Raw genomic sequence first — 22,400 nt, forward strand, 5'->3', positions numbered from 1 at the left:
AGTTCCCGATGGTGCCGCAACCACCCGCCGACCGCCAGAGATGACCGGTCCTCAGGCGAGGACCGTGGCCGGCTGCTCCGCCACGGCGAGCCGCTGCGAACGGCGGGCGAGGATGATCATGACCGCGGGGAAGAGCAGGTCGCAGACCAGGACCCCACCGGTGTTCCCGGGCGCGTGGTCACCGTTGGCGAACCACTGGTAGACATGGCCGATCAGGGCGCCCCACAGGAACATTCCGGCGCCGAGCCCGACCGTGATGCGTTCGCGCGCGGTGGCCGAGGACGAGGCGGCACGGAACCCCATGACGGCGAGCCCGAGGTTCGCGAAGGCGATCTCGAAGGTGAACGGGGTCCGCGCGAAGCCGATCGCGGTGGCCATCACGTCCGGGGCGCCGAGGAACGCGATCGTCATCCACAGGCTGCCGCAGCCGAGTGCGGCGATACCCCACCACCGTTGCCAGGTTTCCAGGGCCGCGGCCCTGGACGGGCTGTGGCGGGTACGGATCAGTGCGCCCGCCACGGCCACCACGAGCCAGACGAGGGGAACCGCGGCGACGCAGCACCAGCTGGCACAGGCACTTTCGGTGTCCGATCCGGCGATCAGCCGCGCCCTGCGCCCGCTCGAGGCGGCCGGCCTCGTCCAGGTCCGCCCCGACCCCGAGCACGGCCGGCGCCGCCTGGTCGCCCTCACCGAAGCCGGCCACGCGGCTTTCCACGACAGCGGGAAGCCCCTGTACGAACAGCTGCGCCAGGGGCTGCTCGAAGCCGGCTTCCCGTACGAGCGCTACCTGCGCGACACCGTGCTGCTGGCCGAAATCCTCGAAGACAGCTGAGCCGCGCGCCGATGGATGCTCAGTACGCCAGGTTCGGGCGCAGCCAGCGCTCCACCTCGGCCAGGTCCAGGCCGCGCCGGCGGGCGTAGTCCTCGACCTGGTCGCGGCCCAGCCGTCCGACGGTGAAGTAGCGCGACTGCGGATGCGCGAAGATCAGGCCGCTCACCGCGGCGGCCGGGTACATCGCGTAGGACTCGGTGAGTCCGATGCCGAGGTCGTCCGAGCCGAGCAGGGTGAACAGGTCCTTCTTCTCGCTGTGGTCCGGGCTCGCCGGGTAGCCCAGCGCCGGGCGGATGCCGCGGAACCGCTCCGCGTGCAGGTCCGCCAGGTCGGGTTCGGCGTCCGGTTCGAACCACCGGCGGCGGGCCTCCAGGTGTAGGTACTCGGCGAACGCCTCGGCCAGGCGGTCGGCCAGTGCCTTCACCATGATCGCGCGGTAGTCGTCGTGCTCGGCCTCGTAGCGGGCGGCCAGGTCCTCGGCGCCGTGGATGGCGACGGCGAACCCGCCGAGGTGGTCGCCTTCGGGGGCGACGTAGTCGGCGAGGCTCCGGTTGGCCCGGCCCTGCGGCTTCTGCGTCTGCTGACGCAGCATCGGGAACCGGAAGTCCGCGTACTCGCCCTCGAGCAGGATGTCGTCGCCTTCGGCGTGCGCCGGCCAGTAGGCGTAGGCACCGCGGGCGTGGAAGGAGCCGTCGGCGATGATCTCGTCGAGCAGCCCGTTCGCGTCGTCGAACAGCTCCCGCGCCACCGGCTGGTCGAGGATCGCCGGATACTTGCCCTTGAGTTCCCAGGCCAGGAACAGGAACTGCCAGTCGATCATCTCGCGCAGTTCGGCAATCGAGGGCTCCCGCACACACCGGCCGGTGAAGTCCGGCACCGGCAGCCCGGCGAACGAGACCTCCTCCTTGTTCGCCCGCGCCTGCTCCAGCGTCAGCAACGGCGTGGTGTGCCGGTTCTCGTGCTGCTCGCGCAACCGCTGCTGGTCGGCCCGGTTCTTCGCGTCCAGCACGTCGGAGCGGTCGGTGTCGAGCAGATCGGACACCACTCCGACCACGCGGGACGCGTCGAGCACGTGCAGCGTGCTGTGGTCGTAGGCCGGGGCGATCTTCACCGCGGTGTGCTGCTTCGAGGTGGTGGCCCCGCCGATCAGCAGCGGCAGCTTCAGCCCGCGCCGCTGCATTTCCGTGGCGACCGAGACCATCTCGTCCAGCGACGGCGTGATCAGCCCGGACAGCCCGACGACGTCCGCGTGCTCGGCCACCGCGGTGTCCAGGATCTTCGCCGCGGGCACCATCACGCCGAGGTCGATCACCTCGTAGTTGTTGCACCCCAGCACGACGCCGACGATGTTCTTCCCGATGTCGTGCACGTCGCCCTTGACCGTGGCGAGCACGACCTTGCCCTGGCCGCGGGAGGTGTCGATGCGGCCCTCGGCCTTCATCTTTTCCTTCTCCGCCTCCATGTAGGGCTCCAGATAGGCGACCGACCGCTTCATCACGCGCGCGCTCTTGACCACCTGCGGCAGGAACATCTTCCCGGAACCGAACAGGTCGCCGACGATCTTCATGCCGTCCATCAGCGGGCCCTCGATCACCTGCAGGGGCCGGTCGAACGACTGCCGCGCCTGCTCGGTGTCCTCCTCGATGAAGTCGACGATGCCGTGCACCAGCGCGTGCGAAAGCCGCTCCGCGACCGGCGTCTCCCGCCAGGACAGGTCGACCACCCGCTTGGTCCCGCTGCCCTTCACCGTCTCGGCGAACTCCACCAGCCGGTCGGTCGCGTCGTCGCGGCGGTCGAAGAGCACGTCCTCGACCAGCTCCAGCAGGTCCTTCGGGATGTCCTCGTACACCGCGAGCTGCCCGGCGTTGACGATGCCCATGTCCAGCCCCGCGCGCACGGCGTGGAACAGGAACGCCGAATGCATCGCCTCGCGTACGACATTGTTGCCGCGGAAGGAGAACGACAGGTTCGAGATGCCACCGGAGGTGTGCGCGCCCGGACAGCGCTGCTTGATCAGCGGCAGTGCCTCGAGGAAGGCCTTGGCGTAGCCGTTGTGCTCGCTGATGCCGGTGCCCACGGCGAGCACGTTGGGGTCGAAGACGATGTCCTCACCGGGGAAACCGGCCTGGAGGGTGAGCAGATCGTAGGCCCGCGAACAGATCTCGACCTTGCGGTCGGCGGTGTCGGCCTGGCCCTTCTCGTCGAAGGCCATCACCACCACGCCCGCGCCGTAGTCGCGGATCCGGCGCGCCTGCTCCAGGAACGGGCCCTCGCCCTCCTTGAGGCTGATCGAGTTGACCACGCCCTTGCCTTGCACACAGCGCAGGCCGGCTTCCAGCACGCTCCACCGGGAACTGTCGACCATCACCGGGATGCGCGCGACCTCCGGTTCGGTCGCGATGAGGTTGAGGAACGTGGTCATCTCCCGCTCGGACTCGAGCAGGTCGGCGTCGAAGTTGACGTCGAGCAGGTTCGCGCCGCCGCGCACCTGTTCCAGCGCGACGTCGACCGCGGCCTGGTGGTCGCCCGCCTCGATCAGCTTGCGAAACCGCGCCGAACCGGTCACGTTGGTGCGCTCGCCGATCATCACGAACCCGGTGTCCGCGCCGATCGTGAACGGCTCCAGGCCGGAGAACCGGGTGGCCCGCTCGGGCACCGGAACCGGCCGCGCCGGGACCCCCTTGACCGACTCGGCGATCTTCGCGATGTGCTCCGGCGTGGTGCCGCAGCAGCCACCGACGATGTTGACCAGCCCGGCGCCGGCGAACTCGCCGAGCGCGCCACCGGTCTGCTCCGGGGTCTCGTCGTAGCCGCCGAAGGCGTTGGGCAGCCCGGCGTTCGGGTAGCACGCGGTGTAGGCGCCGGCGATCTTCGCCAGCTCCTCGGCGTGCGGGCGCATGTCGGCGGCACCGAGCGAGCAGTTGAGCCCGACCACGAGCGGCTCGGCGTGCGCGACCGACTGCCAGAACGCGCTGACGGTCTGGCCCGACAGCGTGCGGCCGGACAGGTCGACGATGGTGACCGAGATCCACAGCGGCAGCTGCGGCGCGACCTCGCGGGCGGCGGTGATCGCCGCCTTGCAGTTGAGGGTGTCGAAGATGGTCTCGATGAGCAGCACGTCGACACCGCCGTCGGCGAGCGCCTTGATCTGCTCGGCGTAGGCGTCCTTGACCTGCTCGTAGGTGACCGCGCGATACGCCGGGTCCTCGACTCGCGGCGACAGCGACAGCGTGACGTTGAGCGGGCCGACCGACCCGGCCACGTACCGGCCGCCGAACTCGTCCGCGGCCTGGCGCGCCAGCTCCACCGCACGCAGGTTCATCTCGCGCACCTTGCCCTCCAGGCCGTAGTCGGCCTGGCCGATGGAGGTGGCGGTGAACGTGTTGGTGGTGGTGATGTCCGCACCCGCGGCGAGGTACTGGCGGTGCACGTCGAGCACCACGTCCGGGCGGGTCAGGTTGAGCAGATCCGGGTCGCCGGTGACGTCTTTCGGATGCCCTTCGAGCCAGCTGTCGCGGTAGTCCGCGGGCTGCAGGCCGGCGTTCTGCAGCATCGTGCCCCAGGCCCCGTCGAGCACCACGACGCGCTGGTCCAGCAGGGTCCGCAAAGTCTCGGTCATGCCACCTCCGCAGCTGAAGTCACGGAGGCGCCCTTGCGATCGTGGTGCGACCGGCCGAGCGTGGCGGACCGCCCGGGTCCGTTGCAGCGCCTCTCGACCTGGGCACCGAGACTACCGGAAGTGACCGGCCGATGGGCAGCCGTGTTCACTCCGCGAGATGGAAAACAGCGTTACGGACGGGTTCCCGAGCCGTCCTCGAGCGTTTCACGAGTGGCCGATCCGGTGGTTCTCCGGTGGTCCTCCAGTGGTTCGCCGCGCCACCGCCACGCATCGCGCCGCGGACGGCCCGGCAGCGCGATCCGGCCGGTGCACCAGCGGAGCGAGTCCCAGCCGTCGGCGGCCGGTTCCTGCTCCGGGAACAGCCGTGCGGCGACCCGGGCGCACACCTCGCGGGGCGGATCGAGCACCGTCTCCTGCCCCTGGGCCAGGTCCTCGCCGTGCAGCAGCAGCTCGGCGCAGCCCATGGCCGCGAAGCCGGCCGGATCGGACCGGCCGCTCGGGTGGTAGGCCCGCGCACCGGGCCCGGCGGCGCGGACGGCCGCCGCGAGCAGCCTGCCGCCGGTGAGCGCGAATTCGAGCAGTTCCGCGGCCGACGCGTCCGCCTCGGCGGTGGCGAGGAACCGGACGTAGTGGTCGGCCGGCCCGCTGACCACCTGCGCGGCGTACGACAGCAGAGTGTCACCGAGGTGCTCGGCGGTTGTCCGGCAACTCCAGTCCAGCGCACCGGCCCGGCCGGTCCAGTCGCCACCGGTGTGCGGTGCCAGCGTGGCGGCCACGCACTCGATCGCTTCGTCCAGATCGCCAGGCGCCACCGTCATATCGCCATCCTGCCGGATCAGCACCGGAAATACCGGCGCCGGCCGACGGGTTTGCTCCAGGAGCTGGAGAGGAGACGAACATGAAGGCGATCACTCGCGGCGTCGTCCTGGCCGAAGCCCCGGAAACCGAGCTGGTGCGGATCGAAGGCAACTGGTACTTCCCGCCCGCGTCGCTGACCCCCGGTGTGTTCACCGACAGCGCGACGGCCTACACCTGCCCGTGGAAGGGCCGCGCCCGGTACTTCGACGCCACCCTCGGCGGCGACCGGCTGGCCGACGCCGGGTGGAGCTACCCCGAGCCCGACGCGGCCGCGATCCGGCGGGTGGGCGCGGACTTCTCCGGGTACGTCGCGTTCGATCCGGCAACGGTCACGGTCGAGTAGCCCAGAACGCGCAGTGGTGGTCCTGGGCGAACCCGGTCAGCGGCTGCGCGCCGTCCGCACGGTAGGACACGTCGGTCCCGGTGGCGCGGCCGCGCACGAACGCCGTCCAGTCGCCCACCATCCGGTCGGCCAGCCGTTGCTGCGCCGGCGTGAACGCGACCGGCTTGCCGTCGAGGTCGAACAGGTACGGCAGTTCGGACGTGTGCGTCGCGCCGAGCGGGAACGGCGCGGAGACCGCCTTGGCCGCCGGTGAGGTCCCGTCGGCGAACTCGTAGGTCGACACCGACGGCAGGGAGGCCGACATCCGCGCTGCCGGGCAGGCGAAGGCCGAGTCGGTGACGGTCGCGGCATAGGCCAGGGAAGCGTTGCCGCTGAACGCGTCCACCGGGTACTCGGCGGCGACCGCGGCCGCGTCGGGGAAGATCCGGCCGAGTGCTTCGACGTAACCGTGCCGGGTGATCTCCAGCCCGGTCGACGCCGCCTCCTGCGCGAGGAAGTAGGTGAACTCGTCGTGTGTCGTGCCCAGCAGGACCGGCACCGGCGCCGCGGCACCGCCGTGGATCCCGTCGAGGGGAGCCTGCGGGAGCACGGAGCCACCGGTGACCGGGCCGGGCAGCTCGATGCCGGCGAGTGAAACGTAGGTGGGCGCGTCGAGCAGTTTCGCAGGCGGCAGCGCGCGCAGACACGCGGCCGCGGTGGCGCGATCCGGGCAACCGTGCGCGGCCGCGTACTTCACGCCGGCTTCTTCCGCATCCGCCAGTGTCGCCTGCGCCCCACAAGGTCCACTTTGGACGATCGCGGCGCGGAACAGGCCGCGGGAACCGGGCGCCACCAGGTGGTCGCACACCGACATCCCGCCGGCGGACTCGCCGGCGATCGTCACCGCGGCCGGATCCCCGCCGAAAGCTTCGATGTTGTCCCGCACCCAGCGCAGAGCCTGCTGCTGGTCGAGGAATCCGTAGTTTCCCGGCTGCGCGCCGAGCGACGGGTCGGCGAGAAACCCCAGCGCGCCGAGGCGGTAGTTGAGGGTGACCACGACCTCGTCGCCACGGGAAACGAGCCGCTCGGCGCCGTAGCGGTCACCGCCGCCGTTGACGAACGCGCCTCCGTGCAGCCACACCAGTACCGGGCGTCCCTGGGCGCCAGCAGCGGGAGTCCACACGTTCAGGCTCAGACAGTCCTCGCTGGTGACCGCGTCGCCGGCCGCTGGTTGCGGGCACCGCGGCCCGGGCTTCGTCGCGTCCCGCTCCCCCGCCCAGGGCTCGACGGGCGCCGGTGGCTGCCAGCGCCGCTGCGCGACCGGCGCCGCCGCGTACGGGATACCCTGGAACACCCGGTGATCCGGAGTGACGGTGCCACGGACGAGGCCCGACTCCGTCCGCACCACGTCGCCGATCCGCCCGACCGACGCGTCCGAGGCCGCGCACGCCGAGACCGCGAGCGCCAGCACGAGCACCAGAACACCGGACCGGCACCGCCGCAGCACACCGAGATCCAGCACACCGAAAGCCGCCTCCACCACCGGCGGTACGATACCGGGCACGATCATCGCGCCCGGTATCGGGAGAGCGGCCGGGCCGCTACCGCGGCTGCGGTCCGGTCAGCTCCACGGCGCCGAGTACGGTCCCCTGTCCTCCAGCGACGGACTCACATCGGGGGGCGGGCCTTCCTGCCCGGGCACCGGGGTGACGGTCGACGTGGGCATCCTCCGCTCGGCCTCCCGGTTCGAGATCCGACGGTTGGCCACCGCATCGCCCACCACCTGCTCGCCGCGCAGCCGGCTCAGCGCGGTCAGGATGATCGCGTGCACCAGCGCCAGCACGAGCAGCAGGACCCCGAGCCTGCCGACGACTCCGGGCAGGCCACTGCCGCCCAGCGGGATGGTGGACAGCAGCGCCAGCAGGCCCAGGCTCACGAGGTGGAACAGGACGGTGACGAGCCGGGTCATCGACGATCCCGCCCCCGGATCGCCGGACGAGTGCTCCAGGTAGCCGCGCCCGCTGCGGTAGATGAGCTGCCCGTCGATCAGGATCAACGCGATCCCCACCCCGAGGAACGCAACATAGGATTCGGTCGTCATCGAGGACGCTCCTTCCAGGCGTGTCCTTCCCGCCGGGGGTACCCGGCCGGCCCGGGTGGAAACGAGGTCAGCCGCGGAACTCCGCCGGATCGGGTCCGGTGTGCAGCCCGGCCTCCAGACTCCCGATCGAGGCCAGGTCGGCGTCGGACAGCTCGAAGTCGAACACCGCGAGGTTCTCGCGGATCCGCTCCGGCGTGGCCGATTTCGGGAACACGATGTTCCCGATCTGCACGTGCCAGCGCAGCACGATCTGCGCTGCGGTCTTGCCGTACTTCTCCGCCAGGCCGGTCAGCAGCGGATCACCCAGCACCTCGCCCTGCCCGAGCGGGCTCCACGCCTCGGTCGCGATCCCCCGCGCCTCGTGCTGCGCGCGCAGTTCCGCTTGCTGCAAGGCCGGATGGAGTTCGATCTGGTTCACCGCGGGCACGATCTGGGACTCGTGCGCGAGCCGTTCCAGCTCGGCCACGCCGAAGTTGGAGACGCCGATCGCACGGGTCTTGCCCGCCCGTACCAGCTCCTCGAAGCCGTGCCAGGTCCGCACGTACTTGTCCTGGTTCGGCAGCGGCCAGTGGATCAGGTACAGGTCGACGTACTCCAGCTCGAGCCGCTGGAGACTGCCCTCCAACGCGGTGATCGCGTTGTCGTGGCCGTGCGCGTCGTTGGCCAGCTTGGTGGTCACGAACACTTCTTCGCGCGGAACCCCGGACTGCCGGATTCCTTCGCCGACGCCCTCTTCGTTCTCATAGGCCTGCGCCGTGTCGAGATGACGGTAGCCGGCCTCCAGCGCGGTACGCACCGCCGCGGTGACATCGTCGGCCGAGAGCTGAAAAGTCCCGAACCCGAACTGCGGGATGCGTACCCCGTTGTTCAGCTCGATCTGCGGGACGCCATAGGTCTGCGAGGTCATACCCGGGAAATTACCCGGGTACCGCCGGGCCGAAACGAGCCGCTGCCGGCCCGATCAGGCGACGGGTACGGCGTCGACCAGTGTTTCGCGCACCCGCAGGACCGATCCCGCGTCGGCCATCTCGATGCACCGGCGCACCGTTCGTGCCGGTCCGGTGACCACCGTCAGCGAGGGCAGGCGCTCCGAGGCGGCGAGCAGTGCGCGGACGCCCGCGCAGCTCAGGAACCCGACCTGCGACAGGTCGATCACCACCGCTTCGGAAGGATCCACTGCCGCCGCGGCCGCTTCGAGAGCCGGAGCAGTGGCGGCGTCGACGTCTCCGACCGGGGCGATCACCACCGCGGCGCCACGCCGATCGGTGGTCACGGTCAGGTGCGCGGGGGCGGAATGCGCGGTGAAGGGGGTAGTCATGCGTGGCGCTCCTTTCGCAGGGAACTGCTCGGGGCGCTGACCGCAGCACGCGTCTGAACAACAGCCAACGGAGCCGACCGTACGCGCTTTCCGCACTCGGTCAACCCCCGTCCGGGGAACACCACCCACCGTCCACAGTGTTCACCGTGTCCACAATGGACACCGTGGACCGGAATCAGTCGCGGTAGGCCAGCTTCGTCAGTTCGCGGTCGAAGTCGAACCAGCTCGGCTCGTCGCCGACCGGCACCTCGTCGTAGGTGCGGTCGAGGAAGTCGGCCAGTTCGCTCGCCTCCGCCTCCAGCACCGCCGACCCGTCCGGGGCGTTCAGCTCGACCACGACCCGGCTCTCGTCGGCCGCGGGCCGCACCTGGACGTCGCCGTCGCCGGCCGGCGCCAGCAGGCCGTCGGCGAGCAGGTCGCGGCCGAACAGCCAGCGGACCACCCCGGCACCGGCGTGGTAGCCGACGGACACCGCGTACGGATCCGACGCGTCGTACTCGAGGTCGGCACGTACCGGCAGCGGGACCGCCCCGAACGTGCGCAGACCGAAGATGATCGTCGCGCGGACGATCGGTGGCTCGATACCCATGCCCGCCACCTCCTCGTACTCTCCAGGTTACTCGTGAGTTCTTCCTCCATGAGTAACGCGCGGTGAGAGTACAAGCTGCCCCACTGGCGATCTTTCACCCCTTTGGTGGAGACATAGGTCTCAAGTGCTCACGCGGAGGGCAAGTCGAGGGACACGAACGGGCAGAAATTGTTCCGCTCACCGAGTCCACTCCTCGAGCCGGACGCCGAGCTGGGCGGCCGCCGCGCGCAGCTCCGGCCGCCGGTCGCCGGGTACCGCGTGCACGTGGTTGGCTCCGAAACCGGACAGGAAGGTGGGCGCGGGCACGTCGAGCCGCGCGAAGGCGTGCGGCCACTCCGGTGTGGAGCGGGCGACCAGCTCTCCGGTCGTGCGCTCGTCGAAGTTCTCGAACTCGCCGAGCATCAGCTGCAGCCGGTACTCGCCGTCGAGCCGGCTCAGCCGGGCCAGCGTCATCCCGCCCGGGGCGGCGATGTGCTGCACCGAGGCCCCGCCCGCGGGGAAGAAGAACACCTCCGGGTAAAGGTGCACCTTCGCCAGGTTCTCCGCCGGATCGTCGCTGCGGGCGGCGAACCACGTCGCGTGCTGCCCGGAATTGCACAGATCCCACACGTCGCGGTCCGGGTGGTAGTGCCGCACGTCCGCGAAGAGCACCGGCGTGCCGGTGATCCGGTGCAGCAGCTGCATGGTGAGCGCGCCGTCCATGTCGGCCTCGGTGGCCGTGACGTGCACGGCCTTGGCGCCGTTCCAGTCGTACGGGTCGTTCAGCAGTGCCTCGGCGACGTCCGCGGTGGCGAAGTGCTCGGTCAGCTCGGGCTGCGCCTTGATCCCGGAGAAGTCCAGGTGCCGCTCGGCCGCCACGTCCCGCACCGCCAGGTACAGCCGCAGCTGGCGTTCCAGCAGTTCGGGGGTGAGCCGGTCGCCGTCGTAGTGCACGGTGGCGTGCCGTTCCAGCCATTCCCGCCCCTGCCCGGCCTCCGCGGCCAGGCCCGGGTCGGCCGCCTCCGCGCGGCGCACCAGCTCGTACTGGTCGATCTCCTCCACGTCGACGCCGAACTTCCGGATCCACTGATCGGTGTTGGCGACCGCGGTGTTCATCCCCATCGGGCGCCCGCCGAACCGGCCGAACGTCGACCCCCGCAGCGAGGCGACCGCGGCCGCGGCCCGGGCGTGCGCACCGACCTCGGCCAGCAGCGTGGCGTCGTCGGCGGCTCCCCACAGCCGCGTGTGCGCCCGGCCGATCTGGTCGAGCGCCCCGCCGGCGGCGAGCATCCCGACCAGGCCCGGTTCGGTCGGATCGGTGCTCGCGACCAGCAGCAGCGGCCCGGGGGTCGCGTCCGCGGCGAGCATGGTGAAGTGCGGGAACGCCCAGACCGCGTAGTAGAGCACGGTGACGTCGACCCCCGCGGCGGCGACCGAACGGGCCGCCGCGGTGGCTCCGGTGTTGGTGGCCACCAGTCCGCCGCTGACGACCTCGTGCCCGGCCTCGGTGAGTGCCGCGGTGAGCGCGTCCACTTTGGACCGGATGAAGCCGGTGTTGCGGTGGTGCACATGATCCCGGCCGTCGGAGACGGCGATGATGCCGATACGCGCCATGGGTGCTCAGCTCCGGTTCAGCTCGGCGTAGACCTGGGCCGCGTTCTCGCGCGTGACCAGGCGGGTGGGCAAGGTCTGCTGTTTCTCCACCTGCTGGCAGTCCACCAGGAGCTTCTTCGCCGAGGCGACCGCCTCGGCGCCGCCGGTCGGGTAGACGAAGGTGGCCGAGAGCCGGCCGGCCTCCACCGCCTTGATCCCGCCCTCGGGCACCGGCAGCCCGTCGATACCGGTGATCGGCAGATCGGCGCGGCCGGCGTTCTGCGCGGCGATCCGCGCGCCCTCGGCCATCGGGTCGTTCGCGGAGAACAGCGCCTGTGCGTCCGGATGCGCCTTCAGCAACGCGTCCGCCTGCTGCTGTCCCTTGTCCCGTAGCCAGTCCGCGTCCGCGGTGCCGACCACGGTGATGCCGTGCCCGGCGATGCCCTGATCGAAGCCGTCACTGCGTTCCTTGGCCGGGGTGGAGCCCGCGAGGCCCTTGAGCTCCACGACCTTCCCGCCGCCCGGCAGCAGCTTGTCCGCGAAGAACCGGCCCGCCTGCCGCCCGATGTCCACGTTGTCCGCGCCGATGAACGAGGTGTAGCCCTCGCCGTCGACCTTGCGGTCCAGCACGAGCACCGGGACACCCTGGTCGTAGGCCTTCTTCACCACCGCGGTCAGCGGCGTGGCCTCGTTCGGGCTGATGATCAGCAGGTCGATGCCCTGGGTGAGGAAGGTGTTGACCTGCTCGACCTGTTTCGCGTTGTCCTGCGCGGCGTCGGAGAAGTTCACCGTGAACTGGGGCACGCCCGCGGCCGCCTTGCGGATGTCCTCGTCCATCCGCACCCGGTAGGGCTCGGCAAGGTTCGCCTGGCTCATGCCGATGGTGTACTTCCCGCCGGCGCCCTGGCACGCCCGCGTCGACGGCGCACCGCCGGCCGAGCCACCGGGCGCGTTCTCGTGCGTGGTGCCGCAGGCGGTGAGTGCCGACACGAGGGCGAGGGCCCCGAGTGCCGCCCCGCGGCGAGTGATAGCGGACATGCGCTCTCCTTTCCCTTCACGTTTCCGGCTGGGCCGTGATCAAGCCGTGGCCGGGCGCAGCCGCTGCAGGCCCGCGGCCAGCACGATCACCGCGCCGACCACGATCAGCTGCACGTTCGAGTCGATGTCGTTGAGCTGCAGGATGTTGTCGAGCACGCCGACGAGCAGTGCGCCGGCGACGGTGCCGAACACCGACCCGCGCCCGCCGGAGAGACTGGTACCGCCGATCACCACCGCGGCGATCGCGTTCAGCTCGTAGCCGGTGCCGTCGTTGGGACCGCCGAAGTTGAGCTGGCCCGCGTGCACGATCCCGGCCAGCGCCGCGAGCAGCCCGCACAGGCCGAAGACGAGCACCTTGACCCGGTTCACCGGCACGCCGGACAGCAGTGCGGCCTTCTCGTTGCCGCCGATCGCGTACACGTGCCGGGAGAACGCGCTGGCCCGCAGCAGCCATACCGCCAGCGCGGCGACCACGACGAAGATCAGCGCCGGGATCGGCACCACCCCGCCGAAGGTCCGCTCGCCCAGCAGCGAGAACGGCACCGGGGCCTGGCCGGGCCGGTCGCCGTAGGTGATCGACACGCCCTCGCCACCGGACCACATCCGGGCGAGACCCCGCGCGATCTGCATGCCGGCGAGCGTGACGATGAACGCCTGGATCCGGAACCGTGCGCTCGCGATCCCTTGCAGCACACCGAAAGCCAGGCCCAGCGCAAGAACGAGCAACACCGCGGGCACCAGGCCCCAGTCGTTCGTGGTCAGCAGCTCGGCGACGCCGACGCTGGCCAGCCCGACCACCGAGCCGACCGACAGGTCGATGCCGCCGACCAGGATCACCAGCGTCATGCCGACCGCGATGATGCCGATCTCGGAGATCGCGCGCACCACGTTGAACAGGTTCCCGCTGTCGAGGAACACCAGATCCCCGTTGTGGTGCGGGGAGAACACGATCGCCGCGGCGAACACGAGCACCAGCCCGAACACGCTCTGGAACCGGAACACCGCGGAGAGCACGCTGCGCCCGGTCACCGCACGTCCTCCATCGGCACCTCTCCCATCGATGCGGCGAGCAGTTCCGCCTCGCCCGCCTCAGCCGTGTCCAGTTCCGCCACGCTGCGCCCGCCGCGCAGCACCACCACCCGGTCGCACACCCCGACCAGTTCGGCCGGTTCGGACGAGGCGAGCAGCACCCCGACCCCGGCCCGCGCGGTCTCGCCCAGCAACCGGTAGATCTCCGCCTTGGCCCCGACGTCCACCCCGCGGGTCGGCTCGTCGAGCAGCAGCAGCGCCGGTTCGGTCAGCAATGCCCGGCCCAGCACGACTTTCTGCTGGTTGCCGCCGGACAGCGAGCCCACCGGCGCCGCGAGCGACCCGGCCTTCACCCCGAGCCGCTCCGCCGAACCCCGTGCCGCGCCACGCTCCCTACGGGCGGAGACCACCCCGAACCGCGCCAGACGGTCCACAATGGACAAGACCGTGCCGGCCACCACCGAATGCTCCAGCGCCAGTCCGGAGATCCGCCGGTCCTCGGGAACGAAGGCGATGCCGGCGCGCAGCGAACGGCGCGGCGACCGCGGCCGGAACTCCTTGCCGCGCACGCGGATCCGTCCGCGCACCGGAACCGCCCCGGACGCCCCGTAGAGTGCTTCCAGCAGTTCCGTGCGCCCCGCGCCGAGCAACCCGGCCAGACCGACGATCTCGCCGGCCCGCACGGTGAGACTGATCCCGTCCGGCTCCCGCCGTCCCGGCCGCGGCCGCACCGCCAGGTCCTCGACCCGCAGCACGTCGTCCTCCCCCGCGCCGGAAGCCCCGGCCACGCGGAACAGCTGCTCCACCGGGCGGCCCACCATCGCCTCCGCGGCCCGCTCCGCGCTCAGGTCCCTGGCGGCGAACGCGGCGACCACCTCGCCGTTGCGCAGCACCGTGGCCCGGTCGGCGACGCGGCCGATCTCGTCCATCCGGTGCGACACGTAGACGATCGCGGCCCCATCCCCGCGCAACTGCCCGACCACGGTGAACAGCCGCTCCACCTCGGGCGGTGAGAGCGCCGACGTGGGTTCGTCCATGAGCAGGATGCGGGCCCGCAGCGAAAGCGCCTTGGCGATCGTGACCAGCTGCTGTTCGCCGGTGCGCAACCGCTCCACCCGGATCCGCGGATCGAGGTCCACCCCGCAGCGGGCGAGCACCTCGCGGGTCCGCTCGACCATCCGCCGCCGGTCCACCGTGCCCCGGCGGGTGTGCGGCTCCCGGCCGAGGAACACGTTCTCCGCCACCGAAAGCGCCGGCACCAGGTCGAGTTCCTGGTGGATCATCGCGACCCCGGCGCGGCGCGCGTCCGCGGGCCGGGAGAACCGGACCGGCTGCCCGCCGATCCGGACCACCCCGGCCCCGGCCGCGACCTCCCCGGAAAGGATTTTCAGCAGGGTCGACTTGCCGGCCCCGTTCTCCCCGAGGAGAGCGTGCACCTCCCCCTCACGCACGGTGAAATCCACCGAGCGCAGTGCACGCACCCCGCCGTAGGTCTTCCCGACGCCGGCCAGTTCGACCAGCACGCCGCCGTCGCCCATGACCCACCCTCTCGGCCCTGCCCGCGTCGGGAAATCGATTACCGCCGTAACGTAGGGGTGGACCCTGAGTGTGTCAAGGCTCACAAGCAGTTCGGCACTGCGGGTTTCCGCCATCGCTGGCTTCCGCACCGCGATCTTCCGCACCGCGGGGCTTCCGGCCGGAGACGACCGGATCCGCACCGGAGCACACGCCACGGCCGCCGCCGTGCCGCGTTCTTGCCCCATGCCAGTCCGGGATGGCCCAGGATCGAGGTGCCGGCCGGATGTCCGGGCCGGCAACGGTCCAGCAGCCGCGTACGCGCGCAAGGGCCGGCGGAGCGTCCGGAGACAGCCGGTCACCGGGGGTTCGACCGGTGGCCACGTGTTCGTTCCCGCGTGGACAGCGGTGGCGTGATTTGTGGCATACCTCGCGTGAAACGCGGCTGCGACCCGGTGTTCGTGGTGCTTTTTGGCGGGTTCCTACAATCCGGCGGGTCCGGCATGCGCCATCCACGCCATTGGGTCGAAGGAGCTTCGAGGAGCAGGGTGTAGGACGAGGACAGGCGGCGTCCCGGCGAGCCGGAAGCCGCCTGCTGCGCGAGGTGTCCGGGGTCATTTCCGGGGTCATGAGGAGGCTCAGTCCGTGTTCAGTCGTGTCGCCATCGTCAATCGCGGGGAGGCCGCGATGCGGCTGATCCACGCGGTCCGGGATCTCTCCGCGGAGACCGGTGAGCGGATCGAGACGATCGCGCTCTACACCGACGCGGACGCCACCGCCACGTTCGTGCGCGAGGCGGACGTCGCCTACTCGCTCGGGCCCGCGTCCGCGCGTCCGTACCTCGACCTGGCCGTGCTGGAGACGGCGCTGGTCGAGACCGGGGCCGACGCGGCGTGGGTCGGCTGGGGTTTCGTCGCCGAGGATCCGGCGTTCGCGCAGCTGTGCGACAAGATCGGTGTCACCTTCGTCGGGCCGAGCGCGGAGGCCATGCGCAAGCTCGGCGACAAGATCGGTGCCAAGCTGATCGCCGAGGAGGTCGGCGTGCCGGTCGCGCCGTGGAGCCGCGGTGAGGTCGCCACGCTCGAGCACGCGCTGAGCGCGGGCGAGCAGATCGGCTATCCGCTGATGCTGAAGGCCACCGCGGGCGGCGGCGGGCGCGGCATCCGCAAGGTGTCCTCGGGCGACGAGCTGGCCGAGGCCTACGAGCGCACCAGCCAGGAAGCGCTGCGCGCGTTCGGCAGCGGCGTGGTGTTCCTGGAGCGGCTCGTCACCGGCGCGCGGCACGTCGAGGTCCAGGTGATCTCCGACGGTGACACGGCGTGGGCGCTCGGCGTGCGCGACTGCTCGGTGCAGCGCCGCAACCAGAAGATCATCGAGGAGTCCTCGTCACCGGTGCTCGCGCCGGAGCAGACCGCGGAGCTGAAGGCGTCCGCCGAGCGGCTCGCGGTCGCGGTCGGCTACCGCGGCGCTTGCACCGTGGAGTTCCTCTACCACCCGGGCGAGAAGCTGTTCGCCTTCCTCGAGGTGAACACCCGGCTCCAGGTGGAGCACCCGATCACCGAGATCACCACCGGCACCGACCTCGTGCGGCTGCAGCTGCACGTCGCCGGCGGCGGGAAGCTGACCGGCCCGCAGCCCGCCGAGTCCGGGCACGCGGTGGAGGCGCGGCTCAACGCCGAGGACCCGGACCGCGACTTCGCACCGTCGCCGGGCCGGATCGCGCGACTGCTGCTGCCCGCGGGCCCAGGCATCCGGGTGGACACCGGGGTGAGCGAGGGCGACACCATCCCGGCCGACTTCGATTCGATGATCGCCAAGATCATCGCCTATGGCCGCGACCGGGACCAGGCGCTGGCACGGCTGCGCCGAGCGATGCGCGAGACCTCCGTGCTCATCGAGGGCGGCGCCACCAACAAGAGTTTCGTGCTCGATCTGCTCGACCAGCCCGACGTGATCGACGCGAGCGCGGACACCGGCTGGATCGACCGGGTCCGCGCCGAAGGCGGGCTCGTCACCACCCGGCACTCCTCGGTGGCGCTCGCCGCCGCTGCGATCGAAGCGTACGAGGACGAGGAGGAGGCCGCCCGGCAGCGGCTGCTGTCCACCGCGCGCGGCGGCCGCCCCCAGGTGCGTCACGAGAGCGGCCGTCCGCTGGATCTCAAGCTGCGCGGGGTCTCCTACCGGGTCACCGTCGCGCGCACCGGTCCCCAGTGGTTCCGGGTGGGCCTCAGCGGTGGCGGCGAAGTGCACGCGGCGGATGTCGAGCTCGAGCGGTTCGACGAGCACAGCGGCCAGATCACCGTCAACGGCACGCGGTTCCGGCTCGTCACCGGCACGCACGGACCGACCCACCTGGTGGAGGTCGACGGCGTGACGCACCGCGTCAGCCTCGACGAGGGCGGCGTGGTCCGGTCCCCGGCACCCGCGCTGGTGGTCGCGACGCCGCTCGCGGTGGGCGACGAGGTCGACTCCGGCAGCCCGGTCCTGGTGCTGGAAAGCATGAAGATGGAGACGGTGCTGCGCGCGCCGTTCCGTGCCCGGGTCAAGGAACTGCCGGTGTCGGTGGGCAGCCAGGTGGAGACCGGTGCCCCGCTGCTGCGGCTCGAACCGCTCGCCGACGAAACCGTCGCCGAGACCGCCGAGACGGCGCAGGTCGCGGAGATCGACCTTCCTGCCGAGCCGGCCGGGATCACCGCGGCCGCACGAGCCGAACGTGGTCTGCAGGAACTTTCCGGCCTGCTGCTCGGTTTCGACGCGGATCCGCTCGACGAGGGCCGGGCGCTCACCGGTTACCTCACCGCGCGGGCCGAGCTCGCCGCCGGCCGCCCGGTCGCCGACGAGGTCGCGCTGCTGCGCGTGTTCGCCGACCTTTCCGAGCTGAGCCGCGCCAAACCGGCGGCGGACGACCTGAGCGCGACGGGCCACGTGCACAGCTCGCGCGAGTACTTCCACACCTACCTGCAGAGCCTCGACGTGGAGCGGGCCGGGCTGCCGGAGAAGTTCCAGTCACGGCTGCGCCGGGTGCTCGGGCACTACGGCGTCGGCGAACTGGAGCGCACGCCGGAGCTGGAGGAGGCGGTCTTCCGCATCTTCCTGGCCCAGCAGCGGGCGGCCTCGGACATCGCGATCGTGTCCGCGCTGCTGCGCGAATGGCTGGCGCAGGCGCCGCCGGCCGGTGAGCTGCGCGAGGAGGCAGGGCTCGCGCTGGAGCACCTGGTCGCCGCCACGCAGCTGCGTTTTCCTGCGGTCAGCGACCTCGCGCGCGGCGTGGTGTTCCACTGGTTCGCCCAGCCTCTGCTGCGCCGCGCCCGTGCGGAGGTGTACGCCGACGTGCGGAATCACCTGCGCTACCTCGACCGGAACCCGGAGGCGGCCGACCGCCCGGAGCGGATCGCCACCATGGTGTCCAGTTCGGAACCGCTGGTGCGGCTGCTCGGCCAGCGCATCGGCCGTGCCGGCGCCGATCCGGCGCCGCTGCTGGAAGTGCTGACCCGGCGCTACTACGGCAACCGGAGCCTGTCCGAGGTGCGCACCCGCGCCGTGGCCGGGTGTGTGTTCGTCACCGCCGAGCACGCGGAGCCGGCGCGGGTGCTCACCACCGCGGTGGACTTCCCACAGCTGCCGGACGCGGTCCGTGCCCTGGCCGAGCTGTCCGCCGACGCGAGCGGCCCCGCGGTCGCCGACATCTACCTGACCTGGTCCGACCAGCCGGACACCGACGCGATGGCGGGCCGGCTGGAAGAAGTGCTGGCGGCGCAGGCGCTGCCAGCACACCTGAACCGGATCACCACCACCGTCGCCGGCGGGGGTGGTGCGGTGATGCACCACCACTTCACCTTCCGCCGCACCGGGGACGGGACCGCGTTCGGCGAGGACCGGCTGATCCGCGGGCTGCATCCGCGGGTGGCCGAGCGCATGCAGCTGGAGCGGCTGCAGGAGTTCGACCTCACCCGGCTGCCGTCCGCGGACGAGGAGGTGTACCTGTTCAACTGCGTGGCACGGGCCAACCCTGCCGACGAGCGGCTCGTCGCGATGGCGCAGGTGCGTGACCTGACTCCGCTGCGCGAGGCGGACGGGCGGCTCGTGTCACTGCCCGCGACCGAGGACACCCTCGCCGCGTGCCTCACCGCGATCCGCTCCGTGCAGGCCCAGCGGCCGGCCCGGAAACGCTTCGACACCAACCGGATCGTCATCTACGTGTGGCCGCCGAGCGAGCTGACCGCCGCCGAGCTGAACCTGCTCGCCGAGCGGGTGCTGCCGACCACCGCCGGTGCCGGGCTGGAGGAGATCCAGTTCCTGGCGCGGCGGCGGAATCCGGAGACCGGCGAGCTGGCCGACGTCGCGGTGACGATCCGCAACGAGGTCGGCGCAGGCGTGCGGCTCGGCATCGGCGTCCCGGACAGCACGCCGGTGCAGCCGCTGGACGACTACCGGCAGAAGGTGCTGCGGGCGGCGCGGCGGGACACCGTGTACCCGTACGAGCTGACCGACCTGCTGGCCGGAGCGGGCAGTTTCACCGAGCACGACCTCGACGAGCACGGCGCGCTGGTGCCGGTGGATCGGCCGAAGGGCCACAACACGGCCGGTATCGTCGCAGGGCTGGTGAGCACGCCGACCACGCGGGTGCCCGAGGGAGTGCAGCGCGTGGTGCTGCTGGGCGACCCGACGAAGTCGCTGGGCGCGCTCGCCGAACCGGAGTGCGCGCGCATCATCGGTGCGCTGGACCTGGCTCAGCGGCTGCGGATTCCGGTCGAATGGTTCGCGCTGTCCGCCGGGGCGAAGATCTCCATGGACTCCGGGGTGGAGAACATGGACTGGATCGCCGCGGCGCTCAAGCGGATCGTCGAGTTCACCCAGGACGGCGGGGAGATCAACATCGTCGTCGCCGGCATCACCGTGGGCGGGCAGCCGTACTGGAACGCCGAGGCCACGATGCTCATGCACACCAAGGGCATTCTGGTGATGACGCCGGATTCGGCGATGGTGCTGACCGGGAAGCAGTCACTCGACTTCTCCGGTGGCGTGTCGGCGGAGGACAACTTCGGCATCGGCGGCTACGACCGCGTGATGGGCCCGAACGGGCAGGCGCAGTACTGGGCGCCGAACCTGGCCGGGGCGCGGGACGTGCTGATGGCGCACTACGACCACGCCTACGTGGTGCCGGGTGAGCCCGGTCCCCGCCAGGCCACCACGAGCGACCCGGTGACCCGGGACATGTCGGACTATCCGCACGCGATCGTCGGCAGCGACTTCTCGCGCGTGGGCGAGATCTTCTCCGCCGAGCACAACCCGGACCGCAAGAAGCCCTTCGACATCCGCACCGTGATGCGCGCACTGTCCGATCAGGACCATCCGGTGCTGGAACGCTGGGCGGGCATGGCGGACGCGGACACCGCGGCGGTGCAGGACGTGCACATCGGCGGACGTCCGGTGTGCCTGGTCGGCATCGAGTCGCGTGCGGTGCCGCGGCGCGGATTCCCGCCGAACGACGGGCCGGACACCTACACCGCGGGCACCTTGTTCCCGCGGTCGTCGAAGAAGGTGGCCCGCGCGATCAACGCGGCCAGCGGCAACCGGCCGCTCGTGGTGCTGGCCAACCTGTCCGGCTTCGACGGCTCGCCGGAGTCGTTGCGGAAGCTGCAGCTGGAGTACGGCGCGGAAATCGGCCGTGCGATCGTCAACTTCGACGGCCCGATCGTGTTCACCGTGATCTCCCGTTACCACGGCGGGGCGTTCGTGGTGTTCTCCAAGGCGCTGAACCCGAACATGACCGTGCTGGCCCTGGAAGGCTCGTTCGCGTCGGTGCTCGGCGGTGCCCCTGCCGCCGCGGTGGTGTTCGCCGGTGAGGTGAACACGCGGACCGCGAACGACCCGCGGGTGACTGCGCTGCAGACCCTCGCCGGCGAGGCGGCCGGCGCCGAGCGCGCCGCGCGGGCGGCCGAGCTGGCGGAGGTCCGTGCGGCCGTCCGGGCGGAGAAGCTGGGTGAGGTGGCCACGGAATTCGACCGTGTGCACAGCATCGAGCGCGCGGTGCAGGTCGGTTCCGTGGACGCGATCGTGAGCGTGGCGCAGCTGCGCCCGCGGATCGTCGAGGCGATCGAGCACGGCCTGAAGCGCTGAGCCGCGCGCTGCCGGGAACGCCTCCGTCAGGGATTCCGGTTCTCTGACGGAGGTGTTCCCGGGCTTCGGCCCGGCATGGCCGGTCAGAGTCGCAGGCGGCGGACGGCGTCCTCGTCCAGGTCGAAGCCGAGGCCGGGCCGCTCGGGTACCGCCACCTCGCCGTCCGGGGTGATCGTGACCGGCTCGGTGAGCAGGAAATCGCGGCGTTCCGGACTCCAGCCGGGCGGATCGTAGGGGAACTCGAAGTACGGGCCGCCCCCGACTCCGGCGGCGACGGCCAGGTTCGCGAGCAGGCCGATGCCGTTGGTCCAGCTGTGCGGGGTGAACGCGCGGTGCCGGAGCCGCGCCAGCTCGCCCAGTGTGCGGGCACGGTGCAGGCCGATCGAGAGCACCACGTCCATCTGGTACACGTCGAGCACGTCCTCGTCGAGGTACCGCAGCAGTTCCGGCACCGAATGGTGCATTTCCCCGGCCGCGATGCGCACGCCGGGGTTGTCCGCGCGCAGCGTCCGGAATCCGTCGAGGTCGGCGTAGGGCAAGGGTTCTTCGACCCAGTACACGTCGAGTTCGGCCAGCCGGCGCACCAGTTTCCGGGTCGCGGCCAGATCGGTGGCGTCCGCGGTGTCGCCGGCCATCCGCCAGGACTGGTTGAGGTCGACCATGATCTCGAAGTCCGGCCCCAGCGCCTCGCGTACCGCGCGCACGGTCTCGACACCTTCATCCACACGAGAGCGGTCGATCCGGATTTTCATCGCGCGGAAACCGGCTTCCCTGGCGGCGAAAGCGGTTTCGACGCGTTCCGCGGGCGGCTTCAGCTCCGCGGTGGACGCGTAGGCGGGCAGTGCCCGGGCCGCGTTGCCGAACAGCGTGGCCACCGGCAGCCCGGCCACCTTGCCGATCAGGTCCCACAGCGCGGCTTCGAGCGGCCAGTAGCTGCCGCCGTGGAAATTGGCCGTCTCGATGGCTTTCACGTGCCGCACGATGTCGAGCGGGTCCTGGCCGACGAACAGGTGCTTCACCGCGTCGAAGCCGGCCATGGTGTCGCCCGAGCCGATCCCGGTGACCCCGGCGTCGGTGCGCACCCGCACAACGGTCGCGTCGAAGTGCCGCCGAGGCACCGGATCCCACGCAGCACGCAACGGCGGATCGAGCGGCAACCGCAGCCGGTCCACCGTGATGTCGGTGATCTCCACCAGTCCTCCAACGATGCGGGATGCCTGCCGGAACCGAAGCTACAGCCCACCGGCCCGCACGGCCGGCCTCCCCGGGCCCCGGCCCGGTCGACCGGCATGCCCCGGCCATCGGCTCATCCACCCGGCCGGTTCGACCCGCCCGGCCAGCTATCCCACTCCGACCGGCATGCCGCACGCAACCGGCTCACCCCACCCACTGCATTCCCGCCTGATCAGCCCTACCGCGCCGGTCGACCAGCCGACGAGTCCACCCACTCCGATCGGTCCGACCGGCGGCCAGTCCGACCGGCGGCC

General features: G+C 71.3%; 16 protein-coding genes. 3 read left to right on the forward strand and 13 right to left on the reverse strand.

The genetic code is table 11. The features are described from left to right. Window positions 1-51 precede the first annotated feature (51 nt). Window positions 52-519, reverse strand: coding sequence for a DUF6790 family protein (locus BJY18_RS36735; protein ID WP_184785070.1), 468 nt, complete (start codon window positions 517-519; stop codon window positions 52-54). On the opposite strand from BJY18_RS36735, the gene BJY18_RS36740 reads away from it, so the two are divergent. Next, window positions 440-832 carry a MarR family winged helix-turn-helix transcriptional regulator gene (locus tag BJY18_RS36740; RefSeq protein WP_376774756.1) on the forward strand — a complete coding sequence of 131 codons (393 nt, stop codon included), beginning with the start codon at window positions 440-442 and terminating at the stop codon, window positions 830-832. The genes BJY18_RS36735 and BJY18_RS36740 overlap by 80 nt on opposite strands. A gap of 19 nt (window positions 833-851) precedes the next feature. On the opposite strand, the gene metH is transcribed toward BJY18_RS36740, so the two are convergent. Next, a complete protein-coding gene (gene metH / locus BJY18_RS08915) occupies window positions 852-4,451 on the reverse strand; it encodes a methionine synthase (RefSeq protein ID WP_184779325.1) in 3,600 nt (1,199 codons plus the stop codon). Between the two features lie 170 nt (window positions 4,452-4,621). Then, entirely contained in the window at window positions 4,622-5,269 is a 648-nt protein-coding gene (locus BJY18_RS08920; protein ID WP_246458813.1) for a maleylpyruvate isomerase N-terminal domain-containing protein, read from the reverse strand. An 80-nt stretch (window positions 5,270-5,349) separates the two neighbouring features. Here BJY18_RS08920 and BJY18_RS08925 point away from each other — a divergent pair, with 80 nt between their 5' ends. Continuing rightward, a complete protein-coding gene (locus tag BJY18_RS08925) occupies window positions 5,350-5,652 on the forward strand; it encodes a DUF427 domain-containing protein (protein WP_184779326.1) in 303 nt (100 codons plus the stop codon). Here the strand turns inward: BJY18_RS08925 and BJY18_RS08930 are convergent. The 9 genes from BJY18_RS08930 to BJY18_RS08970 all read right to left on the reverse strand — a co-directional run bounded on the left by BJY18_RS08930 (window position 5,639) and on the right by BJY18_RS08970 (window position 14,816). Next, the gene (locus BJY18_RS08930; RefSeq protein ID WP_312873796.1) at window positions 5,639-7,174 is read right to left on the reverse strand and encodes a carboxylesterase/lipase family protein; all 1,536 of its coding nucleotides are present in this window, start codon (window positions 7,172-7,174) and stop codon (window positions 5,639-5,641) included. The two genes, BJY18_RS08925 and BJY18_RS08930, sit on opposite strands and share 14 nt — an antisense overlap. 78 nt (window positions 7,175-7,252) lie before the next feature. After that, window positions 7,253-7,732, reverse strand: coding sequence for a hypothetical protein (locus BJY18_RS08935; protein WP_184779328.1), 480 nt, complete (start codon window positions 7,730-7,732; stop codon window positions 7,253-7,255). A gap of 67 nt (window positions 7,733-7,799) precedes the next feature. Beyond that, a complete protein-coding gene (locus BJY18_RS08940; protein WP_184779329.1) occupies window positions 7,800-8,639 on the reverse strand; it encodes an aldo/keto reductase in 840 nt (279 codons plus the stop codon). A gap of 54 nt (window positions 8,640-8,693) precedes the next feature. Further along, a complete protein-coding gene (locus BJY18_RS08945; protein WP_184779330.1) occupies window positions 8,694-9,050 on the reverse strand; it encodes an STAS domain-containing protein in 357 nt (118 codons plus the stop codon). A gap of 175 nt (window positions 9,051-9,225) precedes the next feature. Beyond that, a complete protein-coding gene (locus tag BJY18_RS08950) occupies window positions 9,226-9,639 on the reverse strand; it encodes an SsgA family sporulation/cell division regulator (protein ID WP_184779331.1) in 414 nt (137 codons plus the stop codon). A gap of 177 nt (window positions 9,640-9,816) precedes the next feature. Further along, window positions 9,817-11,232: an L-fucose/L-arabinose isomerase family protein gene (locus BJY18_RS08955; protein ID WP_184779332.1), complete on the reverse strand. Its 1,416-nt coding sequence runs from the start codon at window positions 11,230-11,232 to the stop codon at window positions 9,817-9,819. A 6-nt stretch (window positions 11,233-11,238) separates the two neighbouring features. Continuing rightward, complete coding sequence (locus BJY18_RS08960; RefSeq protein WP_184779334.1) at window positions 11,239-12,249, reverse strand: substrate-binding domain-containing protein; 1,011 nt, start codon at window positions 12,247-12,249, stop codon at window positions 11,239-11,241. Window positions 12,250-12,288: 39 nt separating this feature from the next. Continuing rightward, on the reverse strand, window positions 12,289-13,278 hold the full coding sequence (locus tag BJY18_RS08965) for an ABC transporter permease (RefSeq protein WP_184779336.1): 990 nt from the start codon (window positions 13,276-13,278) through the stop codon (window positions 12,289-12,291). Beyond that, complete coding sequence (locus BJY18_RS08970) at window positions 13,275-14,816, reverse strand: sugar ABC transporter ATP-binding protein (protein ID WP_184779338.1); 1,542 nt, start codon at window positions 14,814-14,816, stop codon at window positions 13,275-13,277. Before BJY18_RS08970 ends, BJY18_RS08965 begins: the two co-directional genes overlap by 4 nt. A gap of 622 nt (window positions 14,817-15,438) precedes the next feature. Here BJY18_RS08970 and BJY18_RS08975 point away from each other — a divergent pair. Continuing rightward, window positions 15,439-20,913: an ATP-binding protein gene (locus tag BJY18_RS08975; protein WP_184779340.1), complete on the forward strand. Its 5,475-nt coding sequence runs from the start codon at window positions 15,439-15,441 to the stop codon at window positions 20,911-20,913. A gap of 83 nt (window positions 20,914-20,996) precedes the next feature. On the opposite strand, the gene BJY18_RS08980 is transcribed toward BJY18_RS08975, so the two are convergent. Beyond that, window positions 20,997-22,106 carry a mandelate racemase/muconate lactonizing enzyme family protein gene (locus BJY18_RS08980; RefSeq protein ID WP_184779342.1) on the reverse strand — a complete coding sequence of 370 codons (1,110 nt, stop codon included), beginning with the start codon at window positions 22,104-22,106 and terminating at the stop codon, window positions 20,997-20,999. Window positions 22,107-22,400 lie beyond the last annotated feature (294 nt).

The sequence above is a fragment of the Amycolatopsis jiangsuensis genome (genome assembly GCF_014204865.1).
GTDB lineage: Bacteria > Actinomycetota > Actinomycetes > Mycobacteriales > Pseudonocardiaceae > Amycolatopsis > Amycolatopsis jiangsuensis.

Excerpts from the sequence above, each read along its gene's own strand:
- BJY18_RS08970 (WP_184779338.1), bottom strand. The coding sequence starts at position 14,816 with ATGGGCGACGGCGGCGTGCTGGTCGAACTGGCCGGCGTCGGGAAGACC.
- BJY18_RS08945 (WP_184779330.1), bottom strand. The coding sequence starts at position 9,050 with ATGACTACCCCCTTCACCGCGCATTCCGCCCCCGCGCACCTGACCGTG.
- BJY18_RS08950 (WP_184779331.1), bottom strand. The coding sequence starts at position 9,639 with ATGGGTATCGAGCCACCGATCGTCCGCGCGACGATCATCTTCGGTCTG.
- BJY18_RS08925 (WP_184779326.1), top strand. The coding sequence starts at position 5,350 with ATGAAGGCGATCACTCGCGGCGTCGTCCTGGCCGAAGCCCCGGAAACC.
- BJY18_RS08920 (WP_246458813.1), bottom strand. The coding sequence starts at position 5,269 with ATGACGGTGGCGCCTGGCGATCTGGACGAAGCGATCGAGTGCGTGGCC.
- BJY18_RS08940 (WP_184779329.1), bottom strand. The coding sequence starts at position 8,639 with ATGACCTCGCAGACCTATGGCGTCCCGCAGATCGAGCTGAACAACGGG.
- BJY18_RS08955 (WP_184779332.1), bottom strand. The coding sequence starts at position 11,232 with ATGGCGCGTATCGGCATCATCGCCGTCTCCGACGGCCGGGATCATGTG.
- metH (WP_184779325.1), bottom strand. The coding sequence starts at position 4,451 with ATGACCGAGACTTTGCGGACCCTGCTGGACCAGCGCGTCGTGGTGCTC.
- BJY18_RS08960 (WP_184779334.1), bottom strand. The coding sequence starts at position 12,249 with ATGTCCGCTATCACTCGCCGCGGGGCGGCACTCGGGGCCCTCGCCCTC.
- BJY18_RS08935 (WP_184779328.1), bottom strand. The coding sequence starts at position 7,732 with ATGACGACCGAATCCTATGTTGCGTTCCTCGGGGTGGGGATCGCGTTG.